This is a genomic window from Neobacillus vireti, from assembly GCF_036962465.1.
Taxonomy (GTDB): domain Bacteria; phylum Bacillota; class Bacilli; order Bacillales; family Cytobacillaceae; genus Neobacillus; species Neobacillus vireti_B.
Window position 1 is genome coordinate 1 of sequence record NZ_JBALNF010000081.1, and the last position, 11,367, is coordinate 11,367.

Genomic DNA, 11,367 nt, shown 5'->3' on the forward strand with positions numbered 1-11,367 from the left:
TGTTGAGGAAGAGCTGATGGCGGTGGAGATGTTGGTGGTCCAGCTTCTAGATCATGATGGCCCGATGGTGGTGCAGTCGGTGGATGATGACCTGGCGGTGGAGCAGACGGCGGTTGAAACCCGCCAAATTGTCTTGAATCAAAATTCGAATAGAAATCTGCTTGGTATGGAGTTGTTGTTAGATAGACATCTTGACTATACGGAACGTTATAGTACTGATGAAAAGAACTAGGATACATAAAATACTCTCCCTGCAATTTATTTTCACATCATCATATTCAATAGATATAGACCTATCAACTTGTTCCATTAAAAAAATGTTTTTTTGGATCAAAAAAAGAGCTGCAGTCGCAACTCAATCATGAATATGAATCGATCATATCTTGATCTTCAATGTTATAATTTAACGTATAAGAATTTTAGGAACGAGTACTTCCTTTGTAATGATAGTCCGAGTAATGTTAAAGGAGGCCAGATGTAGAAAAATCGTTTAGCTTATTGCTTTTTCACATATTCTATAGTTTTCTTCTATTACCCTAGTGGTTCTTCTCCAAATTTTCCCCATAAAACAGGAAATAACTCTTCTAAATCATCTTCCTCCCAATCAAATTCAATGTCAGGTGTAGGCAGTAATCCCTTTTTGTCAAGAGCTTCTAATAGCTCATCATATATATTGTCATCCCATTCAATATCACCCGTCTTTATCAGGGTATATGCATCTAATCCCACCGAGAGCAATTCTTCATTTTGCGGATATCCTTCATCATCAAGGTTATCTTCACTTATGTATGCTGCTAAGAATTCAGGATCTTTCATAACCTTATTAAATATCTCTTCTCCCTGTCCAATTAGCCATCCCCGGAAATAATCAAAGGCATCGTCAGAACAGCCTCCCATTAAAACAAATGCTGCTCCCCATAAACGAGATTTATAACTGGCGTTCATTAATTGTTGTAATAAAAATTCAAAATCTAAAGCCTCTTCTAATCCTTTTTGAACTAGTACATCGGTTAACCATTCCGCTTGATCATCAGTTTCTCTGGACTTTTCTATTAAGCTCCAAAATTCTTTCTGTTCCATTACATCCACCCTTTTCATAAAGAATTTATATATAAAATTCGACATAAATCTACTGCTTCCTTCTTCAAGTTATCTCATGGATCGTTCAAAAACATTTATTTTTTTATGCATAACAAAAAGCCTCCAAATGTTGTAATTTGAAGGCTAAATAAACAATTATTTTACAACCACAATTTCAAACGACTTACTATAACGTAATCCACTTTTATCTAACATGTTATTTAAAATGCAGGGCGTGACATACACCTTTAAAAGTGCTCTCGTACCATTTCAATAAAATATTTCATGATTCGGGTATCTTCTGTTAGTTCTGGATGAAAGGAACAACCTAAAAATTGACCTTCGCGGGCTAGAACAATACGATCTTCATGTTTTGCGAGAATTTCAACATTTTCACCTGCTGCTACGATATGCGGGGCCCGGATAAAAACAGCAGGAATGTCATCCCCTATTTTTCGAGTGGATAGCTCTACTTCAAAACTATCAACCTGGCGCCCAAAAGAATTCCGTTCAACCACGACATCCATTAATCCCAGATGCGGCGTGTCAGAGCCGACGATTTCTTTTGCCATTAAAATCAGACCAGCACATGTTCCAAACATCGGAATTCCCGCATCGGCTAAAGCACGAATGGGTTCAAGCAACTCGTATCGGTCCAGCAGTTTCCGCATGGTTGTACTTTCTCCGCCAGGCAGTACAAGACCATTCAATTCTTTAAGATCATCAGCCGATTTGACTGAAATGGCTCTACAGCCAAGCTCTTCAATTTGTCTTATATGCTCTCTGACTGCACCTTGTAATGCAAGTATCCCAATTTTCAGCATATTACCAACCACGTTCCTGCATACGTTCACTTGCATTTAGCGTTGCAATATCAATACCTTTCATCGGTGTCCCCAGCTCTTTTGAAATTTCAGCAATGAGTTTATAGTCCTGATAGTGCGTCGTTGCTTCTACAATTGCACGTGCGAATTTTTCTGGGTTATCAGATTTGAAAATACCTGATCCAACAAATACACCATCTGCTCCAAGTTCCATCATTAAAGCGGCATCTGCAGGTGTTGCCACCCCACCCGCAGCAAAATTTACAACTGGTAAGCGCCCTAATTTTTTAATTTCTAATAATAATTCAAATGGTGCACCTAAAATCTTTGCTTCTGTCATTAATTCATCTGCGCTCATACCAACAACGCGTCTTACCTGTGAATTAACTTTACGAATATGGCGAACAGCTTCGACAATATTTCCTGTTCCCGGTTCACCTTTCGTACGTAACATGGAAGCTCCTTCTCCAATACGACGAGCAGCTTCCCCTAAATCGCGGCATCCACATACAAAAGGTACGGTGTAGTCGCTTTTTAATAAATGGAATTCCTCATCAGCAGGTGTTAATACTTCACTTTCATCTATGTAATCAACGCCCATTGATTCTAAAACACGTGCTTCGACAATATGACCAATACGTGCTTTTGCCATTACTGGAATGGTTACAGCGTTCAATACTTCCTCTACAATCCGAGGATCTGCCATACGAGCTACACCACCAGCTTTTCGAATATCGGATGGTACCCGTTCTAAAGCCATAACAGCAACTGCACCTGCAGCCTCTGCTATTTTTGCCTGCTCGGCATTAATGACGTCCATAATCACTCCGCCTTTTTGCATTTCCGCCATGCCGCGTTTTACTCTATCAGTTCCAACCTGTTTCATTAAAAAACCCTCCATTCCTTTAATAATTACTAGTATAATAGAAATTGACTTTGTGAAAAGGTTCAATTTTTAAAAAATTTATGTGGTCAGTTGGAGGAATTGCAGATGGACATGCTGATGTTTAAATTGGATAAAAATACAGCCAAACCATTGTATGAACAGCTTTATATCGGAATCAAAGATGCCATTATCGATAAACAAATTGAAGTCGGCACCAAATTACCTTCCAAAAAAAAATTGGCTGACTTTTTAAATATCAGCCAAACTACCATTGAAATTGCCTATGCGCAGTTGATGGCTGAAGGTTTTGTTGGTTCGAAACCCCGGATTGGTTTTTTTGTAGAAGAGATCGATGAATTACCTTATCTTGAAAAAGAACCGTTAACCATGCCAATTGAAATGGCAACGAATAAAACCTATCAATTTGACTTTCATCCAGGGAAAATTGATACCGATTCATTCCCGTTTTCAATATGGCGAAAATATGCCAAAAACTTGTATGATCAAAGTTCAAAAGAGTTGTTGCAAATTGGGGACCCGCAAGGAGAATTCGCATTAAGAGCGGAAATTTCCAATTATCTTTATCAATCTAGAGGGATTGCCTGTAAGCCTGAACAGATTGTCATCGGCTCAGGAACGGAACAACTGCTGCCTATGATTCTACGATTACTGGGAGATGATTCAAAATTTGCCCTTGAAAATCCCGGCTATTCAGCCATCCCAAGAATCCAATTGGAAAATAAAGCCCTGCCCATTCCGGTTGATGATGATGGCTTAATGGTGGATGAGCTTGAAAGGACAAATGCCAATATTGTTTATATTACACCTTCCCACCAATTCCCTACGGGTGCGGTTCTTTCAGCAACAAGAAGAACGCAGCTATTAAACTGGGCGGCAAAAGATGAAAATCGCTATATTATTGAAGATGATTATGATAGTGAGTTTCGCTATAAAGGAAAACCCATTCCCGCTTTACAAGGTATGGACCAAAATAATAAAGTTATTTATCTCAGCACGTTTACCAAATCGTTAATGCCTTCACTGCGTGTTGCTTATTTTGTGCTGCCATTACCATTGTTGACAAAGTACAAACAGTCATTCAATTTTTATTCCGCAACCGTACCGAGATTTGATCAACATCTTTTAGCTGACTTTATGAAAGATGGCTATTTTTCTAAACACTTAAACCGGATGCGGAAAATTTATCGAAAAAAACATGAAAAATTAACCGAGGTATTTGAAACGTTTTATCCGCTTGTTTCCATCACCGGTGACAAAGCCGGAATGCACATTCTAATTTCTGTCCCCTTGACAAAAAGTGAAGGTGAGTTAAAAGCGATAGCGGAGAAAAACACGATTGCCATTTATCCAGTAAGTGATTATCTGTTAAGTCCAATCGAATTGAAATTCCCAACATTTCTTTTGGGCTTTGGCGGGATTCCATTGGACCATATTGAAGAAGGGGTTCACCAATTAATGAAGTGTTGGGGAATTTCTAAATCATTAAGGTGATGGAAAATTAATAGTTCTAAATTTGAAGGGACTTTTAGGGAGTTCGTCCTTTGGACCGTTCTTCTCATTTATTGTAATTGTAGCCTTGGGAGTAGATTACAGGATTTCCTTGATGATGCGTATGAAGGAATACCCAGGTATGTCTACTGAAGACGCAATTGTCTTGGCTTCCAAACAAATTGGTTATGTCATAATGCAGCCGTTGTTATTCTTGGAGGAACATTCGAAACACTCATGCCTTCCGGAATACTTCTAATAGCTGAATTGGCTATAGCTGTTATTACTGGGTTGGTGGTACTTTCCTTTATACTGCTTCCATTCTTTGTACTGGCATTGAGGCTCTTCAAGAAGCAATGGCTAATTTATTCTCAAGGAAAAAGGAAAAAGTAACTCTGGAAAGATAAATAGTATAAAAATAATAAGCCGAATCTCATTCCAGAACTTCGGAGAGAGATTCGGCTTTATGATTGAGTTAAGATTTGTCCTCTTTTTATGATTATGATGCTTCTTCAAATTGACTGTTATACAACTCTGCATAGAACCCATTTTGCTTCAACAGTTCTTCATGGGTTCCTGTCTCAATAATGTCGCCATCCTTCATGACGAGAATCATGTCAGCATTTTTAATGGTCGATAGCCTGTGGGCTATGACAAATGATGTCTTTCCAACTGTCAATTTATCCATAGCTTGTTGGATGAGCATTTCAGTTCGTGTATCGACCGAACTTGTGGCCTCATCTAATATAAGCAATGGCGCCGTTTTCACCATCGCACGTGCAATGGTAATCAGCTGTTTCTGGCCTGCGGACAAACTTGCTTTATCATCAAGAATTGTATCGTATCCACTAGGCAAGGTTTTAAAAAAGTGATGCAGCCCGACTGCTTTGCAGGCTGACTCCAGCTCTTCCTCACTAACTCCCTTGCTGGAATAAAGAATATTTTCACGGATCGTGCCTTCAAATAACCATGTATCCTGAAGGACCATACAGAACAAATCATGAAGATTTTCTCTGGTAAGCTGGCTAATTGGCACACCATCAATCAAGATTTCCCCGTCATTTACTTCATAGAAACGCATCAACAGATTGACCAGGGTTGTTTTGCCCGCTCCGGTAGGGCCAACAATCGCCACTTTTTGCCCTGCCTTAACGTTTACCGAGAAGTTTTTGATGACTGGTTTTTTTTCGTTATAGCCAAAGCGGACATTTCTGAATTCTACATCTCCGGTAACCGTTTTGAGAGTATCTTTCTTTTCACTTTCATCTGCAAGTTCTTTTTCATTCAGAAATTCAAAGACACGCCCACTGGCCGCGGCTGTTGACTGCAGCTGTGTGGCTCCTTGAGCAATCTGAGTGAGTGGCTGAGTGAAAAGACGAATGTACAACATAAAGGAAACAATGACTCCGAATGAGATATTGCCATTGACTGCAAGGGCCGCTCCTACAATACAAACCACGACATAGCCAAGGTTTCCGACAAACATCATAAATGGCATCATCAGACCGGATAGGAATTGCGATTTCCAGGCGCTGTCATACAACCCAGTGTTGATCTCCTGAAAAGTTGCCTTGGCCATCTTTTCTCCATTATAAGCTTTCACCACATTGTGTCCTGAATAGGTCTCTTCAATATACCCGTTCAATTTGCCAAGCTGTTTTTGCTGATGTCCAAAGAAGACCTGTGACTTGGAAATCAAAAAAGACATTAACGCAAAACCAATGAATGTGGATAATACAGCAGCAATCGCCATGATCCAATTCGTCCAGAACATCATAACCAACGAACCCATGAATAACGTGATGGCTGAAGTCAATCCGCTTATACTCTGGTTCAGCGTTTGACCAACTATATCCACATCATTAGTCACACGGCTAAGAACATCACCAGTACTTGTTGAGTCAAAGTATTTTAACGGCAATCGATTCATTTTTTTTGATAGATCATTTCTTAAAGACTTTGAAATCCGCTGTGTGGCTGTCGCCATGATAAAACCTTGGACATATTGAAACACGAACATTAATGCATAAAAAATGACAAGAATAGTAGCCACGTGGACAACGGAATCCAGATCAATTTTTGTCATCATACCTTCGGTGATTGTATCGGTTATATCTCCAAGCATATGAGGACCAACGATATTAAAGATGGAGCCCGCCATTGAAAGGATCAGGGCCACAATAATCGCCGGTACATACGCACGAGAATAAGTGAATAATTGTTTAAAGCTTTTCGAAATGTTAGTGCCTTGCCCCTTTTGGAAGCCTCTTCGGCGTCCTTTTGGGCGAGGCCCTTTGGAATTTTCTGCTTCCTGGCGACCATGATTAGCAAACTCTGTTTCAGCCAACTTCAAGCTCCTCCTTTGACAATTGCGAGTAAGCAATTTCTTGATAAACGTTACATGTTCTCATAAGCTCCTTGTGTGTACCGATGCCTGTCACCTCGCCCTGATCAAGGACAATAATACGGTCCGCATCAATAATGGTCCCAATCCGCTGGGCAACAATGATGGAGGTTGCATCTTTAATCTCTTTTTTAAGACCTGAACGCAGGATTCGGTCGGTCTTATAATCTAAGGCCGAAAACGAATCATCGAACAGATAGATTTCAGGGTTTTTATAGATGGCACGGGCAATGGATAATCTCTGTTTCTGCCCGCCGGAAATATTGGTTCCGCCTTGGGCAATTTCAGCCTCATATTGTCCTTCCATCTTTTCCACAAACTCTTTCCCTTGCGCAATTTCAACCGCTCTCTCAATTGCATGGACTGGTTTATTCTCTTCTTCACCGAACGCCACATTCGAACCAACGCTGCCGCTGAACATGATCGCTTTTTGGGATACATATCCCAGCTTATTTCTTAAGGCTTCCAGGGAGTATTTCTTCACATCAACACCGTCAATTAGCACTTCTCCTTCAGAAGTATCCATGAACCGTGGAATCAAGTTTAGGAGCGTGCTTTTTCCACTGCCCGTAGAGCCGATGATGGCTACTGTTTCTCCCTGGTGAGCTTTGAAACTTACATTTTTTAAAACATAATCCTCTGCGTCAGGATATTTAAAGCTAACATTGCGGAATTCAATTTCTCCAGAGAATGTGCCGTTTTCTGTATCCTTCGCAATTCCATCGCCAATTTTGACCTCAGTATCCAGGACCTCATTAATCCTTTTTGCCGATACGGCTGCACGCGGCATCATGATAAATACCATCGATAGCATCATAAAGGACATGATAATTTGCATGGCGTAAGAGGAGAAGACGACCATGTCGGAAAATCGGGATAATCGATCCATCATCGGGGCATTGTTAATTAAGACGGCCCCAATCCAATAGATGGCAAGGTTCATCCCAGACATCATGAGCCCGATTACCGGGAACAAGATTGCCATCGTCCGACCTGTGAATAAATTTGTCTTGGTCAATACATCATTTGCCTGTTCAAATTTTTCTTCCTGATACCCTTCCGCATTGTAGGCACGGACCACACGAATGCCCGATAAATTCTCCCGTGTAACACGGTTTAATTGGTCCGTTAAGGATTGAATAACCCTGAACTTTGGTAATACCACCAAGACTACGATGGCAATCAACACACATAGGAAGGCAACCGCAATACCTGTCGCAGCAGTCCATTCCCAAGCCTTCCCTGTTATTTTCAAAATAGCCCACACAGCCATAATCGGAGCACGAATTACAATCTGCAATCCCATAATAATTAACATCTGGACTTGCATGATGTCATTTGTGGAACGCGTAATTAGGCTGGCAGTGGAAAAACGACTGATTTCCTCCATTGAGAAAGACAATGTCTTATCAAACACCATGCCTCGCAAACGGACTGAAAAACCGGCTGCCACTCTCGCTGCCAAAAATACAGTTACCATCGACGCCAGCATACTACCAATAGCACATAACAGCATATAGCTGCCTTGGGTAAGAACGTCGCTGATCTTGCTTCCGTCTGTCTGCACAAGCTTGGTAATTTCCGTCATATAATCAGGAATCTTTAAATCAAGCCATACTTGTGTCACGATGGAAACCAAGCTGCACAAAACCAACAGCCAATCTAACTTTTGAAAATATTTAAAGATTTTCAGCATGAATGAATCCCTCCCCGGGTCTTGTTTATAAATCATCTCTTGGGAACAATAAAATATCGAATGACTCCATGTCGCCCATTCCATCCTTTTCCATTTTTTCTTTTACAGCCGTGATGAACAACCGCATTCCTTTTTCAACAGTTTCCTGCTCGTTAGGTGTTAAAAAGCTTAATGCATCTCTTACTGCCTTATTTACTGGTTCTGATGAGATCTCTTTTATTGCATTCAATGTTTCATTAGTAACGGAGATGTTGACAGACCGTTTGTCGTTTGGGTTGGGGGTTTTTAATAATATCCCTTTTGCAGTAAGTCGTTCCACAATATCCGAAACTGTGCTTTGCGTCATTCTTAGGTTTTGAGTCAATTGTTTGATGGTGATGGACTCATTGACTAACACTTCTCCCATAACCCTCATTTGAGGAACGGTGAAACCATGTCCTTCAGCAAATTTCTGTATGCTTTTTACCAAATAACGATGTAAAAATTCAATTGATTCACGGATAAATTCAGCACTATCCTTCATGTTTACTCTCCTTTCAAATAACATCCCGTCCGATATATCTTATACGATATATCCCATACGATATATATTATGCTGACATACTACATCTGTCAATGGGTTCCTGCACATAAAAAGTTGATCTATTTATTTTCCTTTTAAAAAATGAAAAAGGATGACTCCATAAACCAGAGCCATCTTTCTTAAGTTTATTTTTTTATCGCATGCTTTTCTAAAACTTCATTCTTCAAACTGCTTTAAGAAAGTTAAGAGCATTTCCATCCAATAAATATTATGTTCTGATTGGCTAAAGGCGTGTTCACTAATAAATTGAACTGCCCGCTGTTGTTTTTCATCAAGTGATTCCATTCGGTCTTTGAATTCCTCTTTATCTTTAGCCCGTTTAAATTTATCCCATTGGTTCTTTTCTTTTTTGATCGTTTCCTCAAGAAAAAAAGCTGCTCTGGCTGGATCAATGAATTTTAACAGGTAGATGGATATGTATAGATCTTCTATCTTTGAGACTTTCTTAAAGCTGTTATAAATCTCTTGCTCAAGGAAACGACTTCCCTCACGTGTAATACCGTACAGTGTTTTGTTGGGACGGTTAACTATTTGAATGGTTTCGACTGGTTCAATGAGTCCCTTTTTTTGCAGCGCTTCAAAATTATAGTAAAATTTTCCTTCACTTATTTTTATAGGAATGACATCTAGCAATGCTTTCTTTAATTGATAGGGGTTGCTATTTTCATTAGCCAAACTCCCGAGTATAAATAGCGAAAGAGACATAAAGGATTCTCCTTTCTAAATTAGTTCTTAACCCTTTTTTAATCTTATCATAAGAGCCATTATCCACCATACCGCCTCGTCTTCACACTTACCAATTAATCCTTTTTATAATACAAGTGCAATAAAGCCCATTTATCTAGCTTTTTCAGAAGATTAAAAATAAACCTTTTAGTACCATTTACTCTACAAAAACTACTCTGATTAGAGTAATTTAAATAAGTAAGATTCATTTTTTAAAGGAGGAAGAAAATTATGAGTCAAGAAGTCATTCCCATGAATGAAATCACAAATTTCCAATCACGTTCTGAAGAGTTTTTTCCTATTAATTGGTACAAAGAAATGCTTCACAATCACCCTGTTTACTATCATGAAAAAACAAATACATGGAATGTGTTTAAGTATGAACATGTTAAACAGGTGTTAAGTAACTATGAATATTTTTCAAGTGTAGGTCCTAGAACGACAATCTTTGTTGGAGCTAAAGACAAACAAAAAGAAACTTCACCTATTATGAATATTACTCTTATAGACCCGCCTCAGCATCGGAAAGCACGCTCCTTGTTAGCATCGGCATTCACTCCGCGAAGTTTAAAGAACTGGGAACCGCGTATTCAACAGATTGCGACTGAACTTGTGGATACCATACAAGAAAACTCGACTGTTAATATTGTCGAAGCCTTGGCTGCACCGCTGCCAAGTATGGTCATAACCGATTTATTTGGGGTACCGGTACAAGATCAGCATCAATTCAAAAGATGGGTTGATATTCTTTTCCAACCTTATGACAAGGAAAGGCTGGAGGATATTGAACTGGCAAAGCAACAGGCTGCAAAAGAATATTTCCAATACCTTTATCCGATTGTCGTCCAAAAACGTTCGAACCTTGCTGATGATATTATTTCCGATTTAATCCGTGCCGAGGTAGATGGTGAAAGGTTTACGGATGAGCAGATTGTTCAGACTACCATGCTGCTTTTAGGTGCCGGGGTTGAAACCACAAGTCATGCGATTGCCAATTCTTTCTATTCCTTGCTGTATGATAACCAGGCATTATACGAAGAACTAAGAGAACATATAGAATTGGTCCCAAACGCAGTCGAGGAAATGCTCCGCTATCGTTTTCAAATGTCAAGGAGAGATCGTACTGTTAAACAAGACAATAATTTATTAGGCATTGACATGAAAAAAGGGGATGTAGTCATTGCGTGGATGAGTGCTTGTAATATGGATGAAGATATGTTTGAAGACCCATTTTCATTAAATATTCATCGTTCCAATAATAAAAGGCATTTGACCTTCGGAAATGGTCCACATATCTGTTTAGGTGCACCACTTGCACGCTTAGAGATGAAAATTGCTTTAGAGGCATTCTTACTGAAGTTTGCTCGGATTGAACCTGTAGAAGGGTTCAATTTAGAAGAGAATTTAACTGCTTCAGCTACAGGGCAGTCTTTAACTAATCTACCGATGAAGGTTTATAAGTAAAGATTTGGGTTTGGGAACACCTAATTACTCGGGTTGTTCCTTTTTTTGTTTGCTTTCTTGTTCTATTGGATGTTCCCCTTTAGGAAGCCTAATGGACAAATCTCTTTAGGATTTCTTAACATTGTCTTTTAGAGAGACCCTATTGGACAGTTTTACTATGAGATTCGATGATTTTTTCGAATAGAAAGGTTCTAA

The 11,367-nt window shown here is 39.5% G+C and carries 10 protein-coding genes and 1 pseudogene; 3 read left to right on the forward strand and 8 right to left on the reverse strand.

The features are described from left to right. The 4 genes and pseudogenes from V7077_RS26170 to pdxS form a co-directional block, all read right to left on the reverse strand. Positions 1 to 239 (reverse strand): annotated as a pseudogene (locus V7077_RS26170) (hypothetical protein); the annotation flags it as partial. A gap of 292 nt (positions 240 to 531) precedes the next feature. Continuing rightward, the gene (locus tag V7077_RS26175; RefSeq protein WP_335507420.1) at positions 532 to 1,080 is read right to left on the reverse strand and encodes a DUF4240 domain-containing protein; all 549 of its coding nucleotides are present in this window, start codon (positions 1,078 to 1,080) and stop codon (positions 532 to 534) included. Positions 1,081 to 1,328: 248 nt separating this feature from the next. Further along, positions 1,329 to 1,904 carry a pyridoxal 5'-phosphate synthase glutaminase subunit PdxT gene (gene pdxT / locus V7077_RS26180; protein ID WP_335507423.1) on the reverse strand — a complete coding sequence of 192 codons (576 nt, stop codon included), beginning with the start codon at positions 1,902 to 1,904 and terminating at the stop codon, positions 1,329 to 1,331. Position 1,905: 1 nt separating this feature from the next. Then, positions 1,906 to 2,790, reverse strand: coding sequence for a pyridoxal 5'-phosphate synthase lyase subunit PdxS (pdxS, locus tag V7077_RS26185; RefSeq protein ID WP_160723223.1), 885 nt, complete (start codon positions 2,788 to 2,790; stop codon positions 1,906 to 1,908). 105 nt (positions 2,791 to 2,895) lie between these two features. Here pdxS and V7077_RS26190 point away from each other — a divergent pair, with 105 nt between their 5' ends. Beyond that, positions 2,896 to 4,302, forward strand: a complete 1,407-nt coding sequence (locus V7077_RS26190; RefSeq protein WP_335507427.1) for a PLP-dependent aminotransferase family protein — start codon at positions 2,896 to 2,898, stop codon at positions 4,300 to 4,302. 22 nt (positions 4,303 to 4,324) lie between these two features. Then, entirely contained in the window at positions 4,325 to 4,558 is a 234-nt protein-coding gene (locus V7077_RS26195) for a hypothetical protein (protein WP_335507429.1), read from the forward strand. A 240-nt stretch (positions 4,559 to 4,798) separates the two neighbouring features. Here the strand turns inward: V7077_RS26195 and V7077_RS26200 are convergent, their stop codons facing one another. From V7077_RS26200 to V7077_RS26215, 4 genes are all read right to left on the reverse strand, one after another. Beyond that, complete coding sequence (locus tag V7077_RS26200; protein WP_335507431.1) at positions 4,799 to 6,646, reverse strand: ABC transporter ATP-binding protein; 1,848 nt, start codon at positions 6,644 to 6,646, stop codon at positions 4,799 to 4,801. Then, positions 6,639 to 8,399: an ABC transporter ATP-binding protein gene (locus V7077_RS26205; RefSeq protein ID WP_335507432.1), complete on the reverse strand. Its 1,761-nt coding sequence runs from the start codon at positions 8,397 to 8,399 to the stop codon at positions 6,639 to 6,641. Before V7077_RS26205 ends, V7077_RS26200 begins: the two co-directional genes overlap by 8 nt. Positions 8,400 to 8,424: 25 nt before the next feature. Further along, a complete protein-coding gene (locus V7077_RS26210; protein WP_335507434.1) occupies positions 8,425 to 8,922 on the reverse strand; it encodes a MarR family winged helix-turn-helix transcriptional regulator in 498 nt (165 codons plus the stop codon). Positions 8,923 to 9,138: 216 nt separating this feature from the next. After that, positions 9,139 to 9,687, reverse strand: coding sequence for a PadR family transcriptional regulator (locus V7077_RS26215; RefSeq protein WP_335507436.1), 549 nt, complete (start codon positions 9,685 to 9,687; stop codon positions 9,139 to 9,141). Between the two features lie 252 nt (positions 9,688 to 9,939). On the opposite strand from V7077_RS26215, the gene V7077_RS26220 reads away from it, so the two are divergent. Further along, on the forward strand, positions 9,940 to 11,172 hold the full coding sequence (locus V7077_RS26220) for a cytochrome P450 (RefSeq protein ID WP_335507438.1): 1,233 nt from the start codon (positions 9,940 to 9,942) through the stop codon (positions 11,170 to 11,172). The last annotated feature ends 195 nt before the right edge of the window (positions 11,173 to 11,367 follow it).